This window comes from Rhodopseudomonas pseudopalustris (genome assembly GCF_900110435.1).
Classification (GTDB): domain Bacteria; phylum Pseudomonadota; class Alphaproteobacteria; order Rhizobiales; family Xanthobacteraceae; genus Rhodopseudomonas; species Rhodopseudomonas pseudopalustris.
This window is the reverse complement of sequence record NZ_FODT01000002.1, coordinates 153065-178398: the sequence shown is the minus strand read 5'-3', so window position 1 is coordinate 178398 and position 25334 is coordinate 153065. Positions and strand designations below refer to the sequence as shown.

22 protein-coding genes are annotated in these 25334 nt (G+C 66.0%); 9 read left to right on the top strand and 13 right to left on the bottom strand.

The window, feature by feature from the left end:
- Window positions 1-99 precede the first annotated feature (99 nt).
- The 4 genes from BMY71_RS04160 to BMY71_RS04145 are packed head-to-tail and all read left to right on the top strand — an operon-like array spanning window position 100 to window position 5190.
- Window positions 100-1716, top strand: a complete 1617-nt coding sequence (locus BMY71_RS04160; RefSeq protein WP_092681942.1) for an ABC transporter substrate-binding protein — start codon at window positions 100-102, stop codon at window positions 1714-1716.
- A gap of 24 nt (window positions 1717-1740) precedes the next feature.
- Window positions 1741-2718: an ABC transporter permease gene (locus BMY71_RS04155; RefSeq protein WP_011501573.1), complete on the top strand. Its 978-nt coding sequence runs from the start codon at window positions 1741-1743 to the stop codon at window positions 2716-2718.
- A gap of 4 nt (window positions 2719-2722) precedes the next feature.
- Window positions 2723-3553: an ABC transporter permease gene (locus BMY71_RS04150; RefSeq protein WP_011501572.1), complete on the top strand. Its 831-nt coding sequence runs from the start codon at window positions 2723-2725 to the stop codon at window positions 3551-3553.
- Window positions 3550-5190, top strand: coding sequence for an ABC transporter ATP-binding protein (locus BMY71_RS04145; RefSeq protein WP_092681940.1), 1641 nt, complete (start codon window positions 3550-3552; stop codon window positions 5188-5190). Before BMY71_RS04150 ends, BMY71_RS04145 begins: the two co-directional genes overlap by 4 nt.
- Window positions 5191-5275: 85 nt before the next feature.
- On the opposite strand, the gene BMY71_RS04140 is transcribed toward BMY71_RS04145, so the two are convergent.
- Entirely contained in the window at window positions 5276-6577 is a 1302-nt protein-coding gene (locus BMY71_RS04140; RefSeq protein WP_092681938.1) for an NAD(P)/FAD-dependent oxidoreductase, read from the bottom strand.
- A 120-nt stretch (window positions 6578-6697) separates the two neighbouring features.
- Here BMY71_RS04140 and BMY71_RS04135 point away from each other — a divergent pair, with 120 nt between their 5' ends.
- Both BMY71_RS04135 and BMY71_RS04130 read left to right on the top strand, forming a co-directional pair.
- The gene (locus BMY71_RS04135; protein WP_011501569.1) at window positions 6698-7555 is read left to right on the top strand and encodes a VOC family protein; all 858 of its coding nucleotides are present in this window, start codon (window positions 6698-6700) and stop codon (window positions 7553-7555) included.
- 140 nt (window positions 7556-7695) lie between these two features.
- Window positions 7696-7887 carry a hypothetical protein gene (locus tag BMY71_RS04130; RefSeq protein WP_041805158.1) on the top strand — a complete coding sequence of 64 codons (192 nt, stop codon included), beginning with the start codon at window positions 7696-7698 and terminating at the stop codon, window positions 7885-7887.
- Window positions 7888-7990: 103 nt separating this feature from the next.
- On the opposite strand, the gene BMY71_RS04125 is transcribed toward BMY71_RS04130, so the two are convergent.
- The 4 genes from BMY71_RS04125 to BMY71_RS04110 form a co-directional block, all read right to left on the bottom strand.
- On the bottom strand, window positions 7991-9307 hold the full coding sequence (locus tag BMY71_RS04125) for an MFS transporter (RefSeq protein WP_210185054.1): 1317 nt from the start codon (window positions 9305-9307) through the stop codon (window positions 7991-7993).
- Between the two features lies 1 nt (window position 9308).
- Window positions 9309-9782, bottom strand: coding sequence for a PRC-barrel domain-containing protein (locus tag BMY71_RS04120; RefSeq protein ID WP_011501566.1), 474 nt, complete (start codon window positions 9780-9782; stop codon window positions 9309-9311).
- A gap of 48 nt (window positions 9783-9830) precedes the next feature.
- Window positions 9831-12029: an amylo-alpha-1,6-glucosidase gene (locus BMY71_RS04115; RefSeq protein ID WP_092681936.1), complete on the bottom strand. Its 2199-nt coding sequence runs from the start codon at window positions 12027-12029 to the stop codon at window positions 9831-9833.
- A gap of 81 nt (window positions 12030-12110) precedes the next feature.
- Window positions 12111-13868 carry an ABC transporter ATP-binding protein gene (locus BMY71_RS04110; protein WP_011501564.1) on the bottom strand — a complete coding sequence of 586 codons (1758 nt, stop codon included), beginning with the start codon at window positions 13866-13868 and terminating at the stop codon, window positions 12111-12113.
- Between the two features lie 252 nt (window positions 13869-14120).
- Here BMY71_RS04110 and BMY71_RS04105 point away from each other — a divergent pair, with 252 nt between their 5' ends.
- Window positions 14121-15188 carry a glycosyltransferase family 4 protein gene (locus BMY71_RS04105; protein WP_092682442.1) on the top strand — a complete coding sequence of 356 codons (1068 nt, stop codon included), beginning with the start codon at window positions 14121-14123 and terminating at the stop codon, window positions 15186-15188.
- Between the two features lie 155 nt (window positions 15189-15343).
- Here BMY71_RS04105 and BMY71_RS04100 read toward each other — a convergent pair whose 3' ends face one another.
- From BMY71_RS04100 to BMY71_RS04075, 6 genes are all read right to left on the bottom strand, one after another.
- Window positions 15344-16330, bottom strand: coding sequence for a branched-chain amino acid ABC transporter permease (locus tag BMY71_RS04100; RefSeq protein WP_092681934.1), 987 nt, complete (start codon window positions 16328-16330; stop codon window positions 15344-15346).
- Window positions 16327-17190 carry a branched-chain amino acid ABC transporter permease gene (locus tag BMY71_RS04095; protein ID WP_011501561.1) on the bottom strand — a complete coding sequence of 288 codons (864 nt, stop codon included), beginning with the start codon at window positions 17188-17190 and terminating at the stop codon, window positions 16327-16329. Before BMY71_RS04095 ends, BMY71_RS04100 begins: the two co-directional genes overlap by 4 nt.
- A 10-nt stretch (window positions 17191-17200) precedes the next feature.
- Window positions 17201-17905 (bottom strand): ABC transporter ATP-binding protein, encoded by a 705-nt coding sequence (locus tag BMY71_RS04090; protein ID WP_011501560.1) that lies wholly within the window; start codon window positions 17903-17905, stop codon window positions 17201-17203.
- Window positions 17898-18617, bottom strand: a complete 720-nt coding sequence (locus tag BMY71_RS04085) for an ABC transporter ATP-binding protein (RefSeq protein WP_092681932.1) — start codon at window positions 18615-18617, stop codon at window positions 17898-17900. The genes BMY71_RS04090 and BMY71_RS04085 overlap by 8 nt, the downstream gene beginning before the upstream one ends.
- Window positions 18618-18624: 7 nt before the next feature.
- Window positions 18625-19869: an ABC transporter substrate-binding protein gene (locus BMY71_RS04080; RefSeq protein WP_092681930.1), complete on the bottom strand. Its 1245-nt coding sequence runs from the start codon at window positions 19867-19869 to the stop codon at window positions 18625-18627.
- A 225-nt stretch (window positions 19870-20094) separates the two neighbouring features.
- Window positions 20095-20967: a MaoC/PaaZ C-terminal domain-containing protein gene (locus BMY71_RS04075; protein ID WP_092681928.1), complete on the bottom strand. Its 873-nt coding sequence runs from the start codon at window positions 20965-20967 to the stop codon at window positions 20095-20097.
- 133 nt (window positions 20968-21100) lie between these two features.
- On the opposite strand from BMY71_RS04075, the gene BMY71_RS04070 reads away from it, so the two are divergent.
- Window positions 21101-22042: an IclR family transcriptional regulator gene (locus BMY71_RS04070; protein WP_092681926.1), complete on the top strand. Its 942-nt coding sequence runs from the start codon at window positions 21101-21103 to the stop codon at window positions 22040-22042.
- Between the two features lie 15 nt (window positions 22043-22057).
- On the opposite strand, the gene BMY71_RS04065 is transcribed toward BMY71_RS04070, so the two are convergent.
- Complete coding sequence (locus BMY71_RS04065) at window positions 22058-23614, bottom strand: class I adenylate-forming enzyme family protein (protein ID WP_092681924.1); 1557 nt, start codon at window positions 23612-23614, stop codon at window positions 22058-22060.
- Window positions 23615-23782: 168 nt separating this feature from the next.
- Between BMY71_RS04065 and BMY71_RS04060 the strand changes: the two genes are divergently transcribed.
- Window positions 23783-24577, top strand: a complete 795-nt coding sequence (locus tag BMY71_RS04060; RefSeq protein WP_092681922.1) for an enoyl-CoA hydratase/isomerase family protein — start codon at window positions 23783-23785, stop codon at window positions 24575-24577.
- A gap of 14 nt (window positions 24578-24591) precedes the next feature.
- Here the strand turns inward: BMY71_RS04060 and BMY71_RS04055 are convergent, their stop codons facing one another.
- Window positions 24592-25332, bottom strand: coding sequence for a thermonuclease family protein (locus tag BMY71_RS04055; RefSeq protein WP_092681920.1), 741 nt, complete (start codon window positions 25330-25332; stop codon window positions 24592-24594).
- Window positions 25333-25334 lie beyond the last annotated feature (2 nt).

Sequence of the window (25334 nt, the reverse complement as noted above, 5' to 3'; positions counted from 1 at the left end):
CTTGCCGGCCACAACCGGAAATGAAAATGGCTTGATCAGCGGCGGTCTCGTATCGTCTTATGGTTTCGCTCACTTCACAGCATCACGCCAGGAGACCGCATGGCCTTGTCGCGCTTCGAGATCAACCGCCGGACCGTCCTGCTGACGTCGGCCGCCATCGCCGCCAATGTACTCAATCCGATGCGGGCGTTCGCGCAGGAGACGCCGCGCAAGGGCGGGGTGTTCAACGTGCATTACGGCGCGGAGCAACGCCAGCTCAACCCCAGCTTGCAGGCATCGACCGGCGTGTACATCATCGGCGGCAAGATCCAGGAGCCGCTGGTCGATCTCGACGCCGCCGGCAATCCGGTCGGCGTGCTGGCGGAGAGCTGGGAATCGACGCCGGACGGCAAGACGATCACTTTCAAGTTGCGCAAGGGCGTCGTCTGGCACGACGGCAAGCCGTTCACCTCCGAGGACGTCGCCTTCACCGCGCTGAACATGTGGAAGAAGATCCTCAACTACGGATCGACGCTGCAGCTGTTCCTCACCGCGGTCGACACCCCCGATCCGCAGACTGCGATCTTCCGTTACGAGCGGCCGATGCCGCTCAATTTGCTGCTGCGCGCGCTGCCGGACCTCGGTTACGTCTCGCCCAAGCACATCTACGAGACCGGCGACATCCGCCAGAACCCGGTCAATCTCGCGCCGATCGGCACCGGCCCGTTCAAGTTCAACAAATACGAGCGCGGCCAGTACATCATCGCCGACCGCAACGACAATTACTGGCGGCCGAATGCGCCCTATCTCGACCGCATCGTCTGGCGGGTGATCACCGACCGCGCCGCGGCGGCGGCGCAGCTCGAAGCCGGCAGCCTGCATCTCAGCCCGTTCTCGGGCCTGACGATTTCCGACATGGCGCGGCTCGGCAAGGACAAGCGCTTCATCGTCTCGACCAAGGGCAACGAGGGCAACGCCCGCACCAACACGCTGGAGTTCAACTTCCGCCGCAAGGAGCTGTCGGACATCCGCGTCCGCCAAGCGATCGCGCACGCGATCAACGTGCCGTTCTTCATCGAGAATTTCCTCGGCGACTTCGCCAGGCTCGGCACCGGGCCGATCCCCTCGACCTCGACCGATTTCTATCCCGGCCCGAACACGCCGCAATACGCTTACGACAAGAAGAAGGCGATCGCGCTGCTCGACGAGGCCGGGCTGAAGCCCGCAGGCGGCGGCACCCGCCTCTCGCTGCGGCTGTTGCCGGCGCCGTGGGGTGAGGACATCTCGCTGTGGGCGACCTTCATCCAGCAATCCCTGTCGGAGATCGGCGTCCAGGTCGAGATCGTGCGCAACGATGGCGGCGGCTTCCTCAAGCAGGTCTATGACGAACACGCCTTCGACCTCGCCACCGGCTGGCACCAGTATCGCAACGATCCAGCGGTCTCGACCACGGTGTGGTATCGCTCCGGCCAGCCCAAGGGCGCGCCGTGGACTAATCAGTGGGGCTGGGAAGACGCCACCACCGACAAGATCATCGATAACGCCGCCACCGAGGTCGATCCCGTCAAGCGCAAGGCGCTGTATGCCGATTTCGTCACCCGCGCCAACACCGAACTGCCGATCTGGATGCCGATCGAGCAATTGTTCGTCACGGTGATCTCCGCCAAGGCGCGCAATCACTCCAACAATCCGCGCTGGGCGTCATCGACCTGGCATGATCTTTGGCTGGCCGAATAGCGCCAACTCAGCCAAGATGAGCGCATGCGTATCCTGAGCCTCGCGGGGCGGCGGCTCGCCGCCTCGATCCCGACCTTGTTTCTGATCCTGATCGGCATCTTCGTGCTGCTGCAATTCGCGCCCGGCGACACCGTGGACGCGATGATGGCGCAGATGGGTGGCGGCGACGCCGCGACCGCGCGCGAGCTGCGGCAGTTCTACGGGCTCGACCTGTCGGTCCCGATGCAGCTCGGCAACTATCTGTGGCGGCTGGTGCGGTTCGATCTCGGCTTCTCGTCGATCTACGGCAAGCCGGTCGCCACCGTGATCCTGGAGCGGCTGCCGCCGACGCTGTTGCTGATGACCGCGTCGCTGTCGTTCGCGTTCTTCGCCGGCCTGGTGCTCGGCGTGATTGCGGCGCGCGGCGTCAACAAATGGCCCGACACGCTGATCTCGACGCTCGGCCTGATTTTCTACGCGACGCCGTCGTTCTGGTTCGGGCTGATGGCGATCGTGGTGTTCTCGGTCTATCTGCAATGGCTGCCGGCCGGCGGCTTCGAGGACATCGGCGCCGCCTCGACCGGCCTCGCGCGGACGCTCGACATCGCCAGCCATCTGGTGCTGCCGACGCTGACGCTCGGACTGATCTTTCTGGCGATCTATCTGCGGATCATGCGGGCGTCGATGCTGGAGGTGCTGAACCTCGATTTCGTCCGTACCGCGCGCGCCAAGGGGCTCGACGAGACCCGCATCGTCGTCCGCCACGTGCTGCGCAACGCGCTGTTACCGATGGTGACGCTGATCGGACTGCAGGCCGGCACCATGCTGGGCGGCTCGGTGGTGGTCGAGAGCGTGTTCTCGCTGCCCGGCCTCGGCCGGCTTGCTTATGAATCGGTGGTGCAGCGCGACCTCAACACTTTGCTCGGCATCGTGTTCGTCTCGGCGCTGCTGGTGATCGCCGTCAATTTTCTGGTCGACCTGCTCTATGCGCGGCTCGACCCGCGCATCTCCGCCGGGGCCTGAAGCGATGGATGCGATCAAGCGCTATTTCCGCAGCCCCGCCGCCATCGTCGGATTGATCTTGCTATTGCTGGTGATCGGGATGGCGATCAGCGCCGGCTGGTTGTATCCGCGGGATCCGTTGTCGCTCGCCGGCCGGCCGCTGATCTGGCCGTTCTCGAATCCGCGCTTCCTGCTCGGCACCGACAATTCCGGCCGCGACATCGCCGCGCAGATTTTCCACGGCGCACGGATCGCGCTCTTGATCGGCGGCGCGGCGACCGCGATCGCGGTGCTGATCGGCGTGCTGATCGGCGCCTTCGCCGGCTATTTCGGCGGATGGATCGACACCGTGCTGATGCGGATCACCGAGGCGTTCCAGATCCTGCCGAACTTCGTGCTGCTGCTGGTGCTGGTCGCGGTGTTCGGCTCGACGCTGACCACGGTGACGATCGCGGTCGGCATCGTGTCGTGGCCGGCGCCGGCGCGGCTGACCCGCGCCGAATTCCTGTCGCTGCGCAACCGCGAATTCGTCCAGGCCGGACGCACCCTCGGGATGAAGGATTTGCAACTGATCCTCGGCGAGATCCTGCCCAACGCGCTGCCGCCGGTGATCGTCTATGCCAGCGTGGTGATGGCGGTCGCGATCCTGCTGGAGAGCGCGCTGGCGTTTCTGCGACTGTCCGATCCCAACGTCGCATCGTGGGGCAATCTGATCGGGCTCGGCCGCGACGTGCTGCGCGTGCAGTGGTACGTCGCCGCGATCCCGGGTCTCGCGATCCTGATCACCGTGCTGGCGGTGTCGCTGGTCGGCCAGGGCCTCAACGACGCGCTCAATCCGAGGCTGAAGGGACGATGACGGAGACCAAGCCCGCCGTCCTGACGCTCGACCGGCTCAGCGTGCGACTGCCCGGAGGCGCTGATCGCGCGCACGCGGTGCGCGATGCGTCGCTGACAATCGCCGCCGATGAAATTCTCTGCGTGGTCGGCGAGTCCGGCTCCGGCAAATCGATCATGGCGAACGCGGTGATGCAGCTGTTGCCGGGCGGCGTCGCGCTCGACGGCGGACGCGTGCTGTTCGAGGGCCGCGACCTGGCGCAGGCCAGCGCAGCGGAGATGCGCAGCGTGCGCGGCGCCGGCATCGCGATGGTGTTCCAGGAGCCGATGACCGCGCTCAATCCGCTGCGCAGCATCGGCGACCAGATCGGCGAGATGTTCCGCATCCACACAAGGCTGTCGAAGCAGGAGATCCGCGCCAAGGTGCTGGCGCTGCTCGAAGACGTCCGGATTCCCGATCCGCCGCGCACCGCCGACGCCTATCCGCACGAGCTGTCGGGCGGCCAGCGCCAGCGCGCGATGATCGCGATGGCGCTGGCGCTCGACCCTAAATTGTTGATCGCCGACGAGCCGACCACCGCGCTCGACGTCACCACGCAGGCGCAGATCCTGACGCTGATCCGCGAATTGCAGCATCGCCGCAACACCGCGGTGCTGTTCATCACCCATGATTTCGGCGTGGTCGCCGAAATCGCCGATCGGGTCGCGGTGATGCAACGCGGCGTCATCGTCGAACAGGGCGCGGCCGACGCCGTGCTGCATCGTCCGCAACATCCCTACACACGGAAACTGATCGCGGCGGTGCCGCCGCTGACCGCGCCGCCGCCGCGGCCGATCTCGACCGAGACCATCCTCGACATCGCCGACGTCACCAAGACCTTCCGCACCGGCGGCTTTCTCGGCCGCGGCGCGCGCGTTACGCATGCGGTGAAGTCGGTGTCGCTGAAGCTGCCGCGCGGCGCCACGCTCGGCATCGTCGGCGAAAGCGGCTCCGGCAAGTCGACGCTGGCGCGCTGCATCATCCGGCTGCTCGATCCCGACGGCGGCTCGATCCTGCTCGAGGGCCGCGACTGGGCGACAATGCCGCGCGAGCAGGTGCGCCGCGAGACCCGGCATATGCAGATGGTGTTTCAGGACCCGTTCGCCTCACTCAATCCGCGGCACAAGGCCGAGGAGCTGGTGGCGCAGGGGCCGATCATCCACGGCACGCCGCGCGCGCAGGCGATCAGGGAAGCGCGCGAGCTGTTCGCGCTGGTCGGGCTCGATCCCGCGTCCGGCGACCGGCTGCCGCACGAATTCTCCGGCGGCCAGCGGCAGCGGATCGGGCTGGCGCGGGCGCTGGCGCTGAAGCCGGACGTGCTGATCGCCGACGAGGCGGTGTCGGCGCTCGACGTCTCGGTGCAGGCGCAGGTGCTGAAGCTGCTCGCGGATTTGCGCGAGCGGCTCGGCCTGTCGATCGTCTTCATCACCCACGATCTGCGCGTGGCGGCGCAGATCTGCGATCTCGTCGCGGTGATGAAGGACGGCGAAGTGGTCGAGCATGGCCCCGCCGGCGAGGTGTTCAACGCGCCGCAGCATCCGTATACGCAGGCCCTGCTCGCCTCGATTCCCGGCGGCGATTTGGCGCGGAGTCATCCGGTCGAGCCGGTCGAGGCCTGAGCGCTCTCGACTTGTTACTCCGTCGTCATCCTGCAGGATGACGCTGCGTGAGAGGCGAAGGCCTTTGACAAGAAGGCTGGACCGACTACGCGATCTCCTTGCTGTCTCGATGCCGGTACAGCACCATCATCAGCGGCGCGAACGGGCGCAGCAGTTCGTTCGCCGGGATCGGGGTCGGCTCGGTGAAGGGCAGCGCCAATTCGTTGTCGGGCACACCGCGCACCGCCTTCGACAGCTCGTCGCCGAGCGCGATCGACAGCGCGACGCCGCGGCCGTTGCAGCCGGTCCAGCCATAGGCATTGGGACCGAGGCGATGGATGTGCGGCAGGTAGTCGGTCGTCATGCCGATGAAGCCGTTCCAGACATAGTCGAACTTCACCTCGCCGATCTGCGGCCACAGACCTTGCAGCCGCTTGCCGACCCGCGCCTTCAGCGTCGCGGCCTGATTGAACGGCCGGATGATCGCGCCGCCGGTGACGAAGCGGTTGCGCGCATCGAAGCGGCCGAAGATCAGCTCGCCATGGGTGTCGGACATCGCCTGACGGCCCGGGATCATGCTCTTGCGCACATTGTCGCCGAGCGGCTGCGTCGCCATCTGCCACGATCGCACCGGCATCACTTCGCCGGCGAGCGACGGCGCCAGCGTTTTCGAGAATTCACCGGTGTAGGCGTTGCTGGCGACCACCAGCGCGCGACTACTGATTTCGCCCTGCGCGGTTTTGACGATCCAGCGATCGCCGCGCCGCTCGATGCTCAGCGCCGGCGAGCGCGCGAAAATACGCCCGCCCTGCGCCAGCACGGCGCGCGCCAGCCCGCGCGCCAATGCGAGCGGATTGATGTGGCCGCCGGTCCTGTTCCAGAAGCCGCCGAACCAGGCGTCGGAGCCGAGCATCTCGCGGGTCTGGTCACGCGACAGCAACTCGACCGGCGCGCCGAATTTCGACCATTGCCGGACGCGGCGTTCGGCGATCTTGATCCGGCCGGGCGAATGCACCGGCTGCACCCAGCCGTTCTGCTCCTGCTCGGCGTCGATGGCGTGGCGCTTGGCGACATCGAACAGGATCGAGGCGCTGTCACGGATCAGCCCGACCAGCCGCTCGCCGGCGGCGCCGTGCTTGGCGACGATGTCTTCGGGATCCGGCCGCGACAGCGTCGGGATCACCTGGCCGTTGTTGCGGCCGGAGGCGCCCCAGCCCGGCTCGGCGGCCTCGATCACGGCGACGTCGACGCCGGCCTCGCGCAGATGCAGCGCGGTCGACAGACCGCTGAAGCCCGCCCCGATCACGATCACGTCGGCCGCCTCTGAGCCGCGCAATTCGGGCAATGCCGGCCCCGGCGGCGTCACCGCGTGCCACAGCGATTCCGGCCAGCGAGCCTCGGCACTCATGCGGGGAGTCCTTCCATCAATTCAACAGCGTACAGATCGCCATCCGTCGACGCATCGGGTTGCGGCGGCGCGGCGATCTCGCTAGCCTAATATGCCGGATTTTTGGGGAGTAGAGCCAGCGTGTCACTGCAATATGTCGTCGGAATCGATCACGCCGTCATCATGGTCAAGGATCTGGATGCCGCCGCGGCCAATTGGCAACGGCTCGGCTTCACGCTGTCGCCGCGCGGCACCCACAGCGCCGCGCTCGGCTCCGGCAATTACACCATCATGTTCGGACAGGACTACATCGAGCTGCTCGGCATCCTGACCCCGACCGAGCACAACGCGCCGAGCCGCGCCTTCCTCGACGAACGCGGTGACGGCATCGAGCGGATCGCCTTCACCACCACCGACGCCGCCAAGGGCGCCGACGAACTGCGCGACCTCGGCCTCGCCGCGATCGGCCCGATCGATTTCGGCCGGCCGGTGCAACTGCCGGGCGGCGGCGAAGGCGAAGCACGCTTCAGCATCTTCCAATGGCCGCTCAATGAAGCGCCCGCCGGCCTGCGCATTTTCGCATGCCAGCACCACACCCGCGACACGGTGTGGATTCCCGAATTGCTGCGCCACGCCAACACCGCGGCCGGGCTGGTGCGGGTGATCATCACCGCGCCGCGGCCGGAGAGCGATGCCCGGCACATTCTGCGGCTGATCGACGGCGAGCAGTATTCCGAGCCCGACGGCAGCGTTGTGGTGCCGTCCGGATCGGACCGCGCCGAATTCGCCTTCGTCGCGCGGGACACGTTGGCGCAGCATTATCCAGGCGTGTCGCTGGACGGCGTGCCGGAGCGCGGCGGCGCCGGGCTGATCATCGCGGTGACCGACCTCGCCGCGACCGCAAAGGCCGTCGGCGCTGCCGGCGTCACGCTCGGCGACCGGCTGGTGGTGCCGCCGGGCGCGGCGAACGGCGTGCTGCTGGTGTTCGTCCAACGCTGAACCAGCGGCGCATCTCAGGAACTTTTCCCGGTCAGGCGCGTTTGAGCGCCATCGAGTCCTTGCTCGACGGTCTGAAGCGTGCGGGTGCCCAGCAAGGGACGCCCGAATTCCGGGAGCGCTGGCTGTGCCAGTGACTGAAAATGTCCGACGCCTACGTGATTGAAGTCAGCTCGCGCACCGCGGGCATCGTCGTTCGCGACGGACGCAATTTCTGCTTCCACGCCGCGCACCAGGATTTCCACAGCCTGGAGCGCCGGACCTTCGCCTCGCTGGTCGCCGCCCAGAACGCGGCGTCGCGCTGCGCCGAGCAGATCCGCAAGCTGATGCGCTGAGGCCCCTCTCTTTTCGTCATTGCCGGGGAAGCGAAGCAATCCAGAGCGCCGGGCAACGGGCTTCTGGATTGCTTCGTCGCTGTGCTCCCCGCAAGGACCGGGGTTACGCTCGAATCTTCTCTGGCTCGACCCGCCGCGTCTCCGGCATCAGCAGCCACACCACGGTGAATCCAAATGCGGCGACCGCGGCCAGCCCGGTGAAGGCGGCCGGGCTGCCGAACTTATCTGCGACGAGGCCGGCCACCACGGTGCTGAGCGACGCGCCGATCCCGCTCGCGGTGCCGACGACGCCCTGCGCAAAGCTGAAATGCCCGCTGCCGAACGCGACATCGGCGATGATCAGCGGCACCAGCACGCTGAACACCGCGGCGGTGATGCCGTCGAACAATTGCACCGCCACCAGCAGATATGGATCGGTCACGCTCGCGAACAGCAAACCGCGGATCGCCAGCGCGCCGAAGCCCGCAAACAGCAGCGGCTTGCGGCCGATCGACTGTGCGAGGCGTCCGACTGTCGGCGAGAACAGCGCGACGATCGCTTGCGGAACAATGATGCAGAACGCGATCAGCGCCGGCGCGGAGTCGCTGGAGCGGGTGGTGACCGCGCTCGCCATCAGCGGCAGCATCGCGGCGTTGGCGAGCTGCAGCGTCAGCATCGCGGCGGCGAACACCAGCAGCGGCCGCTGCCGCAGCAGGCTCGCGAGACCAGCGGCGCGAAAGCCCGGCGTCTCGTCGCGGCGCTCCGCGCCGTGCGCCCGGGCGGAGTCGATTTCGTGTCCCCGGATGCGCGACAATGCGATCAGCGTCGGGATCACCAGCAGGCACGTCACCAGAAACACCGAGCGGCTCGACAACAGATAGCCGGCGGTCCCCATCACGGCGGCGGCGACGCCGTTGCCGAGCGAGGCGCAGCGCGCGTTGCGGCCGAGCCGCTCGCCGATCGCGTAGCGGCCGACGAGGCCGAGGCTGATCGCAGCGATCGAGGGCCCGAGCACACAGCTCGCCGCGGCGTGCAGCGTCGCGGCCGCCATCACCACCGGAAAGATCGGCATCGCCGCATAGGCCAGCGCCGCGACGCCGATCGCCGCGACGGCAACGCCGGCGACACGGCGTTCGTCGCGCGCGGCGTCGACGATCGCGCCGCCGGGCATCTGGCCGATCAGGCCGACGATGCCACCGACCGACAGCACCAGCCCGATCTCCACCTGGGTCCATTTCTGGGTGGTGAGATACACCGCGATGAACGGACCAAAGCCGGTCTGCACATCGGCGAGGAAGAAGATGAACCAGTCGAGTCCGCGCTGGCTCTGCCGGGACGGCGCGCGCGCCGGCTCAGGAGTGTTCGACGATTCAGCCCGAGACGAAGCGTGGTCATCGTCCCGACCGGGTCCGGCTCCACGATCGGGAGGTGGCGCGCTCAGCCTACTTCTCCGGCCCGAACTCGAGCGGCGACAGCTTGCCCGACGCGCCGAGCACCACGACAAGCTGATCGTCCTTGTACTCCGGCGCCGCGCGGACCTGATCCCGGGTCAACGCCAGCGTGACCTTGTCCTCCTTCTTGGCGACCTTGCCGAACTTCAACGCCGCCCAATCGACCGCGATCTTGCGGCTGCCAACGCCGAGAAAGCCGCCGAAATCGATGATTGCGGCCCGCGGCTTGCCCTCTTTATCGACCACGATATCCACGATGCGGCCCATATCCTCGTCGGCGGCGCTGCGCACTTCGCGGCCGAGCACGCCGCGCGCGTCGTCCGAGCTGATCACCGTCACCGATGGTGGGGCCGCCTTCGCGGCCGCGGCGGATTGGTCCGGCTCCGCCGGATCGGCGCGAAGCGCGGCAGAGCCGACGCTGGTGATCATCACAATGGCGAACGCAGTACTGAACCGGATATGCATCGACCTCTCCACGATGATGCGCCGCGCATCGAGCGAGTGACGTCCGGCTCAGCGCGCCAGCACGATCGAGACCTGAATCCGCCCATCGGTGCGCAACACCTCCATCGAGACACCCTCGCCGTGCCGCCGAATGCGCAGATCGACACTGGAATCACCGAGCCGCAAATCGCGCAGCACCACCATATTGAGGAACGCCGGCAGCCGCGGATTGACCAGCCGGATCTCACGGTGATCGGCGTTGAAATGCACGCCGAGCGCGGCTTCGAGCAATGTGAACGGCGTCGCGCTGGCCCAGGCCTGCGGCGCGCACGCCACCGGATATAACGTCGGGCCGCGGCGGCGTTCGCGCTGGAAGCCGCAGAACAATTCCGGCAGCCGACGCAACTCCATATAGGTCGCGGCGTCGAACAGGCCCTTGAAAACATTCTCGACCGCGGCCTTGAAGCCGTAGCGCGCGAGGCCGAGCGCGATCAGAGCGTTGTCGTGGGGCCAGATCGAGCCGTTGTGATACGACATCGGATTGTAGCGCGGCTCACCGCAGGCGATGGTGCGAATGCCCCAGCCTGAGAAGAAATGCGGCCGCATCAGATCGGTCGCGACCAGCCGCGCCCGATCGGTCCGGACGATTCCGGTGAACAGCAATTGCCCGGCATTCGAGCTTCGCACCTTGCACGGCCGCTTTTCGCCGTCGAGCGCGAGCGCGTAGGTGCCGAGTTCCTCGCACCAGAACGCACGCTCGAACTGGGCCGCGAGCCGCTCGGCCTGGTTATCGAGCTGATCGGCTCGATCGATCAGCCCCAGCCGTCGCGCGCAAAGCGCTGCAAGCCGCTTGCCGGCGAACACATAGCCTTGCACTTCCGCGAGCGCGATGTAACCCTCGGCGAGCTTGCCGTCGGCGTGGAAGATCGCGTCGTACGAATCCTTCCAGCCCTGATTCTGCAGGCCCTGCTCGGTCGCTCGCTGATACTCGACGAAGCCGTCGCGATCCGGATCGCCCGGCCCGTCGATCCAGCCGAGCGCCTTCTCGATCGCCGGCCACAATTCCTTCAACGTCGCATCGTCGCCGGTGCGCTCGACATAAAGTCCCGCGAGCATCACGAACAGCGGCGTTGAATCCACGCTGCCGTAGTACTGCGCAAACGGCACCTCGCGCAGCGCCGCCATTTCGCCGCCGCGCATCTCGTGCAGGATCTTGCCCGGTTCGGCATCGTTCAGCGGATCGACCGCCGTTGCCTGATGGGCTGCGAGCCGGCGCAGCACGCCGCGCGCGACGCGCGGATCGATCCACAGCATCTGCAGCGCGGTGATCAGTCCGTCGCGTCCGAACGTCGTCGAGTACCAGGGAATGCCGGCATACGGGTAGCGACCTTGCGGCGTCTCCGTCGTCAGAATGTTGAGGTCGGCCATCGCCTGGCACAGCACTTCGTTGAAGATATCGTTCGACGTCTCGATGGTGGTGCCGCCGGAGGTCGTCTGCCGCATCTCGCGACGGTGCGCGAGCAGGCTGCGGAAGAACGGCAGCAGCTTCTGCGCCGCCGGCTTGTTGCAGCTCACGGCGACGAACACCGAAACCGTCTGTTGCGGCGCCAGCGTGATCTGATAGACGGCGCGATTGACCTTCAAATCCGCCGGCGCCGGATCGAAAGTGACGATTGTACTGCGGGTTGCGTGGTCGAGACCGCGATACTCGAAGATGACTTCGCTCGACGATAGTCTGCGGCTGACGAATTCGCCGCGCCGTGGGCGCACGCTGCCGCGAACCTCGAACAGATCGGCGAAATCGTTATCGAAGTCGAGCGTCAGGTCGAAACTCGCTTCGGCGTCGCCGTGGTTCTGCAGGCCGACCCGCTGAAACGCCGTGCCGCGCCAGAGGAAGATCGTGCGCACGATATGCAGCAGGTCCTTCGCCAGGACCAGGCGACCATCACGATAGATGTCCGGATTGGTCAGATCGACGGTCAGCGCAGAATTGTCGTCGCGCAGATTGGAGCCGAGCAGCAGCGGCTGGACGTCGGCGATCTGCAACTGCAGCTTGGCGAGATAGCGCGTATCGGCATTGAAGAGTCCATCGGCGCCGACGGCCGTGCCGAGGTCCCCGTGACTATCGATCACCAGAAAGGTGTCGTCGTGCTTCAGCACGGTTCGCGGACGCGCCGCCTGCCCGACCATCGCGATGTAGAACGGCGATTCCGCGGTCGGCTCGACGTCCGCGGCGACGACGGGCTGCGAAATTACATGAGTGAGCATCCATCGACCCCATCGGCTTGCTGATTACACGGCCGAGACAGCCGCGACGCGGACGCAGATACGAGGACGCTACTAGCGGACTCAGGCGACATGCGTCGCCAGGCGGCTGATCTCGCGCGCAACCAGTTCACGGTACGGACCCTGGCCCTGCATCAGCCGATCCGGCGGACCATCTTCGATAATCCGGCCGGATTGCAGCAGAACCACGCGGTCGAAATTGCGCAGCGTCGCCAAACGGTGGGCGATCGCGATCACCGTACGCCCATGCATCAGCCGCGCCAATGCCTCGCGGATGGCTTCTTCCGATTCCGAATCGAGCGCAGCGGTCGCTTCGTCGAGCAGCAGGATCGGCGCATCCTTCAGGAACGCGCGCGCGATCGCAAGCCGCTGGCGCTGACCGCCGGACAGCTTGACGCCGCGATCCCCCACCATGGTGTCGAGTCCCTCGGGCAATTTCTCGACGAAATCGCAGCGCGCCGCGATCGCCGCGCGCAGCACCTCTTCGTCGGTGGCCTCGGGACGGCCATAGCGGATATTGTCCCGGATCGAGCGCTGAAACAGCGAAATGTCCTGCGGAACCACCGAAATGGCGGCGCGCAGGCTGTGCTGCGTGACGCGTGAAATGTCCTGGCCGTCGATGGTGATGCTGCCGCTCTGCGCGTCGTAGAACCGCTGCAGCAATACGAACAGCGTTGACTTGCCGCCGCCCGAGGCGCCGACTAATCCGACGCGCTCGCCGGCATTGAGCCGCAGCGTGAAGCGATCGAACACTTTCGATCCGCCCGGATAATTGAAGGAGACATTGTTAAAGGCGATCGCCGCCCCTGCCCGCGCCAGCGGCTCGGCCTCGGGATGATCGCTGAGTTCGTGGGGAACGAGCAGCGTCGCGATCGCCTCTGACAGCCGGGCGACGTGCTGCGTGACATCGACCAGCGCCACCGCCAGATCGCGCGTCGCGTGCAGGATCGACAGGCCCAACGTGCAGATCAGCACCACATCGCCGGTCGACGCGCCACCGCGCTGCCACAGCTGAATCGCCCAGGCGAGCAACGCCACGGTGAGAATCACCGTGATCACGGCGTGTAACAGCCGGAGCCGCTCGAGATAACGCAGGCTGCGACCGCGGGCGTTGACCTCGAGATTGACGGTGTTCTCGAACCGGGCGTGCTCGTATCCGAGTCCGCAGAAAGCGCGGACCAGCGGCATATTATTGATCACGTCCACCATCTCGCCGTCGACGGTCGCGGCCTTGTCGGCGAATTCGTCGTGCAGGGGTTTGCCGTCCGCGGCCAGCTTGAACACCAGCGCCATCAGCAGGGCGGAGGCGATCGCCAGCACAAGCGCCATCTTCGCACTGACCGTCGCGATCAGGGCAATCGACAGGACGGTGGCGATGCAAGGCGGCAACACATTCCAGACGAACATGTTTTCGATGGTGAAAACCGCGTTCGAAGTCGCCGTGATGCGACTCGACAGCATCCCGGGCAGGCGATCGGAGAAATAGCTCGGCGCATGGCCGGTGAGATGCCGGAACATGTCACGCCGCAGATCCGCGGTGACGCCGACGAAGGTGAAACTCCCGACCCAGCTGGCGATCCGCCAGAGGAAATTGTCGGCGGCGATCAGCGATATCAGGAAGAGGAAGCCGAGCCAGACGACGCCCGACTGCCCGCGCGTGAGGCCATCGACCAGATATTTCACGCCGTACTGAGTGCCCACCGAACACGCGACCGCCAGCAGAACGCATCCAAGAATGACCAGATGCGTGCCCGGACGCTGACGCAAATAGCGCAAGATGAAGGCAAACGGGCGCCGCGAATATCCTGAAAGAGAGTCCATAAAAGTCCGCCTCTGCAACGCATCTTCGCCCATGTCACAAGCGATAGACGCCTTCGCTCCGGTACACCGCCCCTGATCGATTCACGGGCGAACGCAAAAGGACATCGGGAAGTGGCATCAACAAGACAGCACGGTGGAAGAAGTGCGCGCTCCTTAGGAACCTCGCATCTGCAAAATCGTTCCCGTCGTGGCAATGCCGGTGCCGTTCGATAAATCCTGCTTTGTTCCACCGCGAAAGAAGGAGACATGTCGATGCGCATTGCGCAGGTTGCTCCGCTGACGGAGGCTATCCCGCCCAAGCTCTACGGCGGTACGGAAAGAGTCGTGCATTGGTTGACCGAAGAACTCGTCGCGCTCGGACACGACGTGACGCTGTTCGCCTCCGGCGATTCCACGACGTCGGCGAAACTCGAGGCGACCTGGCCGAGAGCGCTCCGCCTCGATGGCGCGGTGCGCGACGCCAACGCGCTGCACATGGTCATGCTGGAGCAGGTGAGACAACGGTGTGACAAAGAGGAATTCGATCTCCTCCACTTCCATCTCGATTACTATCCCTGGTCGCTGTTTCGTCGACAGCCGACGCCCTTCATTACAACGCTGCACGGCCGTCTCGATTTGCCCGAGCATCAGCCGGTGTTCGCGGCTTTCGCAGATGTGCCGGTGGTGTCGATTTCGGATTCACAGCGGCGCCCGGTGCCGAAGGCGAACTGGATCCGCACCATCCATCACGGGCTTCCGGCCGACCTGCTGACGCCGCTGGTCCGCAAGCCGAGCTATCTCGCGGTACTCGGGCGGATCGCGCCGGAGAAGGGCGTCGACCGTGCGATCCGGATCGCGATCCGCGCCAATGTCCCGCTGAAGATCGCGGCGAAGGTCGACCGGGCCGATCTGGAGTATTTCGAACAGGTCATCGAGCCGATGTTGCGTCACCCGCTGATCGAGTTCATCGGCGAAATCGGCGACCAGGAGAAATCCGAGTTTCTCAGCGGCGCGCTGGGATTGCTGCTGCCGCTGGATTGGCCGGAGCCGTTCGGCCTGGTGATGATCGAATCGCTCGCCTGCGGCGCGCCGGTGATCGCCTATAACCGCGGCTCAGTCCCCGAGATCATCGAACAGGGACTGACCGGATTCATCGTCGAGGACGAGACCAGCGCGGTGACGGCTGTGCATCAACTCGAAGATCTCGATCGCTCCGCGATCCGCGCACGGTTCGAGGAACGCTTCACAGCGCGGCGGATGGCGCTCGACTATCTGGCGGCCTATCGAGGCCTGCTCGCAAAGGCGGTCCCGCCGCGGATCAAGCTGGTGTCGGGCGAGTAAATGCGCCGCCGCTGATCGGACGAATAATCGGCGCGGGCAACCGCGCCGATGTCGTTATCGCATCTTCGAGCGAAGCGGAGACCGGCTCCGTGAAGCCAACGTGTCAGACAATAAGTTAGAGCGCCGGTTCTGATTCGATCAGAACCGGAAACGCTTTAAGACGCGGCCGGCCGGCGCCGTCGCACCAGTTTTTCGAACAGCGGCAGCAGCCCGCGTGGCGTGACGAGAATCACGACGATCACCACGACGCCATAGATGAAGTAGTGCAGCCCCGGCACGGCGCCGCCGAGCTGGCCACGCAGCACTTCGCCCAGCGGCACCAGCAGCAATGCGCCGAGCGCCGGGCCGAAGGCGCGGCCGAGCCCGCCGACGGTGGCGAACAGCACGATCTCGATGGTGATCAGCGGCGACGCCAGCAGATAGGGATCGGCGAAGGTCAGATAGCGGACATAACAGGTGCCGACGATCGAGGTCAGCACCGCCGAGATGGTCATCGCGATCATCTTGTGCCGCAGCACGTCGACGCCGATCGCCTGCGCCGCCTTCTCGTTGTCCCGGATGGTGCGCAGATAATAGCCGAGCGGCGAGTTCAGAATGGCGACGTTGATCAGCGCAATCGTCGCGGCGAGCCCGAGCATCACCCAGAATGCGCCGCGGACGCCGCCGAACTGGAACGCCCAGACGTCACCGGTGTCGCGCGGCAGCAGCAGGCCCGACGCGCCACCGAGGAATTCCCAGCCCTCGACCACGATCGCGGCCATCTCGGCGAAGGCCAGCGTGATCAGCACGAACGACAGATGGCCGAGCTGAAACCGGAAATCGATCCACGCGATGATCGCGCCGAGCAACCCGGCGATCGCGGCGGAAATCACCAGCCCCGCCCACATATTGATGCCGAGCTTGACCAGCAGCGCGGTCGACAGCATCGCGCCGGTGCCGATGAACAGGCTGTGCGCCAGCGAGATCTGTCCGGCCATGCCGCCGACGATGTTCCAAGCCGAGGCCAGCGCGACATAGACCAGCGCGATGGTGAGGATATGGAGATAGTAGCTGTTCAGCATCAGCGGCAACGCCGCGGTGAGCAGCAGGGCACCCCACAGCCACGGCGACGCCAGCGTCTTGTAGAAGCCCTGGCCGATCATGACGTCCTCCAGGTCAGCCCCTGCGGACGGAACAGCATGATCAGCACGAAGATCGCATAGGGCACCAGCCGCCCCAGCGTGTCCGAGACATAGACCGTGCCGAATGCTTCGGCGATGCCGATCACCAGACCGCTGATCATGATGCTGACGAAATTCGTCATGCCGCCGAGCACCACGACCAGCAGCGTGATCACGGTGTACTGCAAGCCCTGGGTCGGCTGGATCGGCGTACCCGGCAGCAACAGCGCCGCGGCGACCGCGAGAATGCCGAGGCCTATCGCGAAGGTGACGACCTGGACGCGGCCGACGTCGACGCCCATCAGCGCCGCAGCGCGCGCGTTCTGATGCACGGCGCGGATCGAACGGCCGAAATCGGTCGAGCGCAGCATCACATACAGCCCGATCGCCATCGCGAAGGCGACGACGAAGGCGATCACATGCGGCATCCGCAGCACCACGTCGCCGAGAATGATCAGCTTGGATTCGACGATCGAGGGGGTGCGCGCCGGCTGGCCGCCGAACACCATCATGATGCCGTTCTGCAGCAACAGGCTGAGACCGAGCGTGAGCTGCACGATCATCAGGAACTGATGCCCCGCCATCGGCCGCAGCAGAAAGCGATAGACCAACGCGCCGAGCGCCGCCATCACCGGGATGGTGATCAGCACCGAGACGTAAGGGTCCAGCGCGAAGGCGGAGAACAGCGCGAGCGAGATGAACATCGCCAGCGAGATGAAATCGCCATGGGCGAAATTGACGATGCCGCTGACGCCATAGACCAGCCCCATGCCCAGCGCCAACAACCCGTAGGTGCTTCCGATCAGAACGCCTTGCGCCAAGGCCTGCCAGAGTTCGTTCACTTCAGTCTCCTCACAGACCCAGATAGGCTTGCCGCGTTCGCGGATCGTCGCGCACGACATCGGCGTCGCCTTCGACGGCGATCTGTCCGCGTTCGAGCACATAGCAACGCTGCGCGTGCCGCAGCGTCAGATTGAGATTCTGCTCGACCAGCAGTATCGTCAGGCCGTCACTGTGCAGCCGGTCGATGATCTCGAAGATGTACTGGACGAACAGCGGCGAGAGCCCGAGCGACGGCTCGTCCAGCATCAGGACGCGCGCCTCGGCCATCAGGCCGCGGCCGATCGCCAGCATTTGCTGCTCGCCGCCCGACAGCGTGCCCGCCGCCTGCGACAGCCGCTCCTGCAACCGCGGAAACAGCTCGAGCACCTTGGTCATCTGCGCGGGCCGATGCGGCCTGGCGCGATCGCAGAACCCGCCGAGCAGCAGGTTCTCGCGCACGCTCATCTCCGGAAACACCAGCCGGCCTTCGGGCACCTGAATGATGCCGAGCTCGACCCGCTGCTGCGAGGTCGCGCGCGTGATGTCCTGTCCCTCGAACAGGATCTTGCCCGCCATCGGCGACACCAGGCCGGACAGACAATTGATCAGCGTGGTCTTGCCGGCGTTGTTGGCGCCGAGCAGCCCGACAATATCGCCGCTGGCGAGCCTGATCGACACGTCGCGCAGGATCGGCGATCCGCCGTAGCCCGCGACCAGCCCCTCGACCTCAAGCATCGAGATGCTCTCCGAAATATGCGTCGATCACCTTGCGGTCCTTGATGATGGAATCCGGCGTGCCTTCGGCGATCTTCTCGCCGAAATTGATCACGACCATCCGTGTCGCCATTCGCATGATCACCGGCATCACGTGCTCGACCATCACGATGGTGACGCCGGCGCGGTTGAGTTCGCGGATGATCGCCATCGGCGCCTCGGTCTCGGCCATCGTCAGCCCCGCCATCACTTCGTCGAGCAGGATGCACTGCGGGTCGGTCGCGACGCATTTGGCGACTTCGAGCAGCTTCTTGTCCTGCAGCGACAACGTCGCCGGGGTTTCATCGAGCTTGCCGCCGAGGCCGACGCGGGTCAGCACTTCGGCCGCGTAGTCGGTCGCCTGCCGGATCGGCCGCCGGGTCAGCGCCGCGGTGGTGACCACCTCAAGCGTCGTCATGTCGGCGAAGGTCTGCACGATCTGGAAACTTCGGATCAGCCCGCGCCGCGTCAGCCGGTCCGGCGACACGCCGGTGATGAGGCGGCCGTCGAACTTCACCTCGCCGCTGGACGGCGGGGTGAAGCCCGAAATGACGCCGAACAGCGTCGTCTTGCCGGCGCCGTTCGGGCCGATGATTCCGAGGATCTCGCCCTTCTCCACGGCAAAGCTGACATCATTCAGCGCCTGCAGGCCGCCGAAGCGTTTACTGACTCTGTCGACCTCGAGCAGCGGCACGACCGGCTCAGCTCTTGGGACGCGGAGCGGACTGCGCGAACTCCTTCGGGAACACCACCTCCTGCGCCTGATCCGGCATCCACTGCACCATCATCGCGGAGCCGTCCTTCGGCAGGCGATCGTCGGCGAATTGCAGTCCCTTCGGCTTGGCGATGTAGAGATCGGGATGGCCGGCCGGAATTTCGAAGGCCTTGAGCGCGGCCATCAGCGCATCGCTTTCGAGCGAGGCGGTCTTCTCCAGCACATGCTGCAGCACGCGGGCGCCCTGCGCGTATTGGATGGCGCCCTGCCCGATGCGGTCGAGCTTGGCGACGTCGCGCAGTTCGGCGACGATCTTCTGCATCGAATCGATCTTGGCGCCGGGGCTGAATCCGGTCATCGCGAACAGATTGCGGGTCAGCACCGCCTTGCCGATCTCCGGCCCGAGATCCTTCCACAGCGTCAGGTCCGAGTAGCCGCCGGTGCCGCCGATGAACAGGCTGTTGTGATAGTTCAGATTGTAGCGCGCCTGATGCAGCAGAATGCCGTCGCGCGGCGTCACCAGGCCGGTGACGATGTCGGGCTTCAGCGAGCGGATGCGGATCATCGCCGAGGTCTGATCCTGCGCCTTGGTGTCGAGCGGCGCTTCGCCGATCACCTCGATGCCGGTGGCCTTCAGCTTCTCCAGCAGGAATTTGTTGACCTGCTGGCCGGCCTCGTAGTTCGAGTAGCTCATCACCGCGGTCTTGACCGGGAACTTGCTGTCGTCGCGCAGCGACTTGATGAAATCGTTGATCGTCTGGGCGTAGCCGCGGTCGTAAGGGTAGCCCAGCGAGAACATGTAGTTCGAGTGCGCCCCGCCGGCCCAGATCGACAGCGTCGGCACCTTCAGTTCATCCAGCACCGGCGTCAGCGCCAGCATCTGCGCGCTGAGGATGGTGCCGGTCAGCAGATGCACCTTCTCTTCGGTGATCAGCCGCCGCGCTTCGGTCGCGGTGCGGGCCGGCTGGCTGGTGTCATCGGCCTGGATCAGCTGGATCTTGGCGCCGTCCTTGCTCTTGATGCCGCCGGATTCGTTGATCTTCTTGATCATATACTCGAACGCAGGCTGGCCTTCCTGCGCGTAGGCGGACAGGCTGCCGCTCATCGAGTTGATCACGCCGATCCTGATCGGAGCAGGGGCTGCGCCGGCTTTGCGGACCCAGGGAGCAGCGACCGTACCGAGCATCAGGCCAGTCGCGCCGATTCCAAACGAACGTCGGGTAATGGACAAGGGCGTTCCTCATGTTTTGTTGTTATCGTGGCAACGCGCCGCGCAGTTATACGAGATATCGAGATGCGGTCCCAATGAAATGTATCAGCCATGCCGGGCGCACGTCATCCGACGTGAACACACGCTTACTACCCGCGCGCCGAGCGATGAACTCAGCGCTGCAATCATTAGGACGCCCGGCGATTTTCCCTTTGGCGGAATGATCAGCGCGCCTGGGAGACATCGCTAGGCTCCTGCGGCGGCAACGGTTGCAAGACCGTTGTTGATCACAACCACATCGCGCTCCGCGACCCTGGCGCGAAACGACATCTGGCCCGCGCTCTCTTTCCAGACTTCGGTCACGATGGTTTCGCCGGGATAGACCGGCGAGCTGAACCGGACCTGCATTTTCGTCAGGCGCTTCGGATCGCCGTCGCAGCACAGCTCGACCAGCGCGCGACAGACCACGCCGAAGGTGCAGAGCCCGTGCAGGATCGGCTTGTCGAAGCCGGCGTTACGGGCGATGTCCGGATCGGCATGGAGCGGGTTGTAGTCGCCGGAAAGACGATAGATCAGCGCCGCGCGCGGCGAGGTGGCGATACGCGATTGCAGATCCGCGGGCCGATCGGGCAGCGGATGCGGAGAGGGCAACGGACCCGAGGCGCCGCCGAAGCCGCCGTCGCCGCGCAGCATCGTCGTCGAGGTCAGACGGCACAGCAGCCTGCCCGTCGCCTTGTCGACCACGTCGCGCTCGGACAGCAGCACCGCGCCCTTGCCGGCGCCCTTGTCGAACAGGCCGGTCACCCGCGAGCGGCCGATCACGGAGCCCTTCGGCGGCAACGGTTCGATGATCTCAAACCCCTGCTCGCCGTGCAGCACCTTGCGCCAATCGGCGCCGGTGCTCTCATCGCCGAGCCAGAATCCCGGATAGCCCAACACCACGGCCATCGACGGCAGGACCTGAAGGTCGCTCTCATAGACGTAGCGGAGTTGATGCGGATCGAGCGGGTCGCTGCCCAGACCGAGGCCGAGCGCGTAGAGCATGGTGTCGCGCTCGGTATAGGTCTGCTCGATGTCGGGGATGGGCCAGTCGCGCAGCGCGGCGGGATCGATCGGCATTGGACGTTTCCTGGACGTTTCCTATTTTTCGGCAGCTTGCCACCGACATCCGGCGCGCGCAATATGCGAAATCGATTTTCGCAAATTTGTACGGCGCGGCGCAATCGCGCGGCGGCGCGGGCTGGAGAACCAGATGACGGCCAAGAAACCGACGCGGCGTTCCGCGACTACGCGCCGGCCGGCGGCCAAGACGGTCGCCGAGCGGAGCGTGGTGACGCCGGCGAGCGAGGAGCGCGCGCAGCGCCGTGCCGCGCAACAGGCGTTGCAACGCGCCTCGCGGCGGCCGCGCGCCGGCGCGGCGGACAGCGACGACGCCGGCGGCCGGTTGTTCGTGTCGGCGCTGGCGCGCGGGCTCGACGTGCTCGGCGCATTCCGCGCCGGTGATCGCGCGCTCGGCAACCGCGAACTCGCCGAGCGCACCGGCCTGCCGAAGCCGACGATTTCGCGGATGACGCACACGCTGATCCAGCTCGGCTACCTGTCCTACGATCCGCGATCGGCGACCTATCAGCTCGGCGCGCGCGCGCTGGCGTTGAGCTACGCAGCGCTGGCCAATCTCGACGTGCGCAAGGCCGCGCTGCCGATCATGACCGAGCTGGCGGAGGCCAGCCATCTGCATCTCGGGCTCGGCACCCGCGAGCGGCTGACGATGCTGAACATCGAGAGCTGCGAGGGCAATGCGCTGGTCGGGCTGCGGCTGCCGTCGGGCTCGCGCGTTCCGATGGCGACGACGGCGCTGGGCAAGGCCTATCTCGCCGCGATCGGCGACGACGAGCGGCGTTTGTTGTTCACGGAATTGCGCAAGCAGCACGGCGAGGATTGGCCGAAGATGCTGAAATCGATCGAGCGCTCGACGACCGAAATCGCCAGGCGCGGCTTCTGCCTGTCGACCGGCGAATGGCGCAAGGACATCAATGCGGTCGGCGCCGCGATCGTCCCGCCGGCCGGCGGCGCGGTGTATGCGCTCAGCTTCGGCGGCCCGGCCTATCTGGTGTCGCCGCAGCAATTGCTCGAACAGCACGGGCCGGCGCTGGCGCAGGCGGCGAAGCGGATCAGCGCCGCGCTCGGCGCGTGACAGGCGCACGGCGTCTCAGCTCGGCGGTTGCGGCTTGTCCTTCCAATAGGGCTGACGCAGCGCCGCCTTGTTGACCTTGTTGACGCTCGACAGCGGCAGCGGATCGTCGCGGAATTCGACGCTGCGCGGCGATTTGTAGTCGGCGATCGCCGAGCGGCAGAAGGCTATCAGCTCCTCGGCCGACAGCGACGAACCGGGTCGCCGCACCACGACGGCGTGCACCGCCTCGCCCCATTTCGGATGCGGGATTCCGATCACCGCGCATTGCATCACCTCGGGATGCGTCAGCACCGCGTTCTCGACCTCGATCGAATACACGTTCTCGCCGCCGCTGATGATCATGTCCTTGATGCGATCGGAAATGTAGAGATAGCCGTCGGCGTCGAACGAGCCGGAATCGCCGGTGTGCATCCAGCCGCCGCGCAGCGCCTCCGCGGTCAGCTCGGGCTTGCGCCAATAGCCCATCATCACCATCGGGCCGCGCACCACAATCTCGCCGACCTCACCGCGCTTCAGCTCGCGATCCTCGGCGTCGACCACTTTCACCTCCGCCGAGACGATCGGCCGGCCCGCCGAGCGCAGGCGGCGTCGCGGCGCCGAGGGCAGATGATCGTCGGGCGCGAGAATCGTCGCCACCGGCGACAATTCGGTCATGCCGTAGGATTGGCCGAATTTGATCGACGGGAAACGCCGCAGACATTCCTGCAGCACGGCCTCCGGCATCGGCGAAGCGCCGTAGGTGATCAGCTTCAGGCTGGAAAGATCGTAGGAATCCAGATCCGGTAGCTGAAGGATCATGCCGAGCATGGTCGGCACGAAGGTCGCAACCGTCACCTTGTGCCGCGAGATCGCCTCCAGCACCTCGGTCGGCGCAAAGCGCGGGATCACGACGTGCCGCCCGCCCATGATCGACGTCGTATAGACCCGCGCACCGGCGCCGAGATGAAACAGCGGGCCGGCGTGCAGCGCCACCGTGGACTCGTCGAAGCCGAACGACATCGCGGTGACGACCGCATTCACCCAGAGATTGCGATGGCTGAGCATCACGCCCTTCGACCGGCCGGTGGTGCCGCCGGTGTAGAACAGACAAGCGAGATCCTCGCCGCCGCGCCCGGCATCGTCGCAAGGCTCGGCATTCGCCACCGCGGACTCGTAGTCGTACACGCCGGGCAGGCCCGCCGCGGCCGCAGCCGCCACGATCGCGGTGAGGCACGAACAGGCCTCGCCGATCTGCACCGCAACATCCGCAAACGATCGATCGCACACCAGGATCGACGGCTCGGCGTCGTTCACCTGCTCGATCATTTCGGCGAGCGCGAAACGGGAATTGACCGGCACGACGACGCCGCCGGCCCATAGCACGGCGAAGTAGCACTCGACATAAGGATGGCCGTTGGCGGCGAGGATCGCGACGCGATCGCCGGTCCCGACGCCGAACGCGCGGAACGCGGACGCCAGGCGCGACACCCGATCGAGCAATTCGCCATGCGTGAAGCTGCGTTCGCCGGCGACGATCGCCGTCTGGTCCGCGCGGAACGCGGTCGCCTTGCGAAGGCCCGACGTCAATTGCATGGTTTATTCCACCCTGTGCGTTTCTTGTTCTGTGCGTTTCTTGTCGTGAGCGCTTGTTGCTGGATGCGCTTGTCGTCGTCCGCCGCAAGTCTAGCATTGCGAAAATCGATTTCGCAAATCTGCGCGCTGCGGTATAGTTCGGACAACAACAAAACGGGGAAGCGAAACATGCAAGCCGAGACCGCGCCTGACGACGCCGTCGTATTCGAGCGCCATCACGACGTGATGGTCGTCCGCCTCAACAGCCCTGCGACACGCAATGCGCTGCAGCCCGCGGTCAAGCAGCACCTCGAATCCCGTATTCCGGAATTACTGACCGACCCGTCGGTGCGGTGTCTCGTGATCACCGGCTCGGGCCAGTCGTTCTGCGCCGGCGGCGACATCAACAACATGGGCGAGCGCGACGCGCCGCGCGTGCGGCGGCGGATGCAGGCGACGCATTCCTGGGCGCAGCGGCTGCTGACCGCGGAGAAGCCGGTGATCGCGGCGGTCAACGGCTCCGCGGCGGGCGCGGGATTCTCGCTGGCGCTGCTGTGCGACATCGTGCTGGTGTCCGACCAGGCTTACTTCCGCGCCGCGTTTCCCGGCCTCGGCGCCGCGCCGGATCTCGGCCTGGCGCTGACCTTGCCGCGCGCGATCGGCGCATCGCGCGCCAAGGACATTCTGCTCACCAACCGGCGCGTCGAGCCCGACGAGGCGCAAGCGCTCGGCATCGCCAAGCGCGTCGTGGCCGCCGATCAATTGCTCGGCGAGGCGCTCGAACTCGCGGCGGAACTCGCCGCAGGGCCCGCCACCTCGCTCGGCCTGACCAAGATGCTGGTCAACGGCGCGTTCGGACCGATCGAGGAATTCTTCGCGCTGGAAGCGTTCGCTCAGGCCGTGGCGTTCGGCAGCGATGAATTCGCCGAGGGCGTCGAGGCGTTCCGCGCCAAGCGCAAACCGGATTTCAGCAAGCGCGGCTGACCGCTTCATCCAATTCAGCGCTTGGCGCTGATCCTGCAATTGTAAGCCTTGCGGAACCCGGCGGCCCTGGCGTCGTCTTCCGAGCAGAACCAGCGGTTCGGCTTGGCGAGGCTGGCGTAGCTCGGGCATCCCTGCAGTTGATAGACCCCGACATTGCCGGTGATGCGGGCGCGCTTGGCGAGCTTGCCCTTGATGTTGCAGCCGTCCGGCATCGGCGGCATGTCCGGAAACATCACGTCGAGCATCTCGGCCTGCCGGTCGTCGCGGCAGGCGGCGCCGAGCAGCGGCGCGGTCTTGTTCCATTGCCGGAAGCTTTGCGGCGCGACGAAGCAGCCCTTCCACAACGCCACGCGATCCGCCTTGGCCTTGGTTTCGTCGGCGGCGAAGCGGCCCTTGGGGTCCGCGCTCAGCGCCAGTCCGGCCTTGACGAGTTGCTGGCTCAGATTGTCGCCCGCGATCGTGCAGGCGCCGATCCGGCGCCCCTTGAACACCGGGTCCGGGCCGAGATCGCGGCAGGCGACGGCGCGGCCGCCGATCAGCTTCACCGCCGCGTCGCGGGCCTCGATCCCGCAGGTCGAGGGATCGGCGAACTCGCTGATACATCGCTGGTCGAGCTCGGGGGCGTCGATCCCCTCCAGCCGATAAGTCACGCCGCCGAGCTGCAGCGTCGCGGCGTCCCGGACGATCGCATCGGCAGCCACGGCAAAGGCCGGCGCGCCGACCAGAAACGCCAACACGAAAATGACCGCAACCATGC

Excerpts from the sequence above, each read along its gene's own strand:
- BMY71_RS04155 (WP_011501573.1), top strand. The coding sequence starts at position 1,741 with ATGCGTATCCTGAGCCTCGCGGGGCGGCGGCTCGCCGCCTCGATCCCG.
- BMY71_RS04105 (WP_092682442.1), top strand. The coding sequence starts at position 14,121 with ATGCGCATTGCGCAGGTTGCTCCGCTGACGGAGGCTATCCCGCCCAAG.
- BMY71_RS04130 (WP_041805158.1), top strand. The coding sequence starts at position 7,696 with ATGTCCGACGCCTACGTGATTGAAGTCAGCTCGCGCACCGCGGGCATC.
- BMY71_RS04065 (WP_092681924.1), bottom strand. The coding sequence starts at position 23,614 with ATGCAATTGACGTCGGGCCTTCGCAAGGCGACCGCGTTCCGCGCGGAC.
- BMY71_RS04090 (WP_011501560.1), bottom strand. The coding sequence starts at position 17,905 with ATGCTTGAGGTCGAGGGGCTGGTCGCGGGCTACGGCGGATCGCCGATC.
- BMY71_RS04145 (WP_092681940.1), top strand. The coding sequence starts at position 3,550 with ATGACGGAGACCAAGCCCGCCGTCCTGACGCTCGACCGGCTCAGCGTG.
- BMY71_RS04070 (WP_092681926.1), top strand. The coding sequence starts at position 21,101 with ATGACGGCCAAGAAACCGACGCGGCGTTCCGCGACTACGCGCCGGCCG.
- BMY71_RS04160 (WP_092681942.1), top strand. The coding sequence starts at position 100 with ATGGCCTTGTCGCGCTTCGAGATCAACCGCCGGACCGTCCTGCTGACG.
- BMY71_RS04060 (WP_092681922.1), top strand. The coding sequence starts at position 23,783 with ATGCAAGCCGAGACCGCGCCTGACGACGCCGTCGTATTCGAGCGCCAT.
- BMY71_RS04055 (WP_092681920.1), bottom strand. The coding sequence starts at position 25,332 with ATGGTTGCGGTCATTTTCGTGTTGGCGTTTCTGGTCGGCGCGCCGGCC.
- BMY71_RS04150 (WP_011501572.1), top strand. The coding sequence starts at position 2,723 with ATGGATGCGATCAAGCGCTATTTCCGCAGCCCCGCCGCCATCGTCGGA.
- BMY71_RS04140 (WP_092681938.1), bottom strand. The coding sequence starts at position 6,577 with ATGAGTGCCGAGGCTCGCTGGCCGGAATCGCTGTGGCACGCGGTGACG.
- BMY71_RS04100 (WP_092681934.1), bottom strand. The coding sequence starts at position 16,330 with ATGATCGGCCAGGGCTTCTACAAGACGCTGGCGTCGCCGTGGCTGTGG.
- BMY71_RS04110 (WP_011501564.1), bottom strand. The coding sequence starts at position 13,868 with ATGGACTCTCTTTCAGGATATTCGCGGCGCCCGTTTGCCTTCATCTTG.
- BMY71_RS04120 (WP_011501566.1), bottom strand. The coding sequence starts at position 9,782 with ATGCATATCCGGTTCAGTACTGCGTTCGCCATTGTGATGATCACCAGC.
- BMY71_RS04075 (WP_092681928.1), bottom strand. The coding sequence starts at position 20,967 with ATGCCGATCGATCCCGCCGCGCTGCGCGACTGGCCCATCCCCGACATC.
- BMY71_RS04115 (WP_092681936.1), bottom strand. The coding sequence starts at position 12,029 with ATGCTCACTCATGTAATTTCGCAGCCCGTCGTCGCCGCGGACGTCGAG.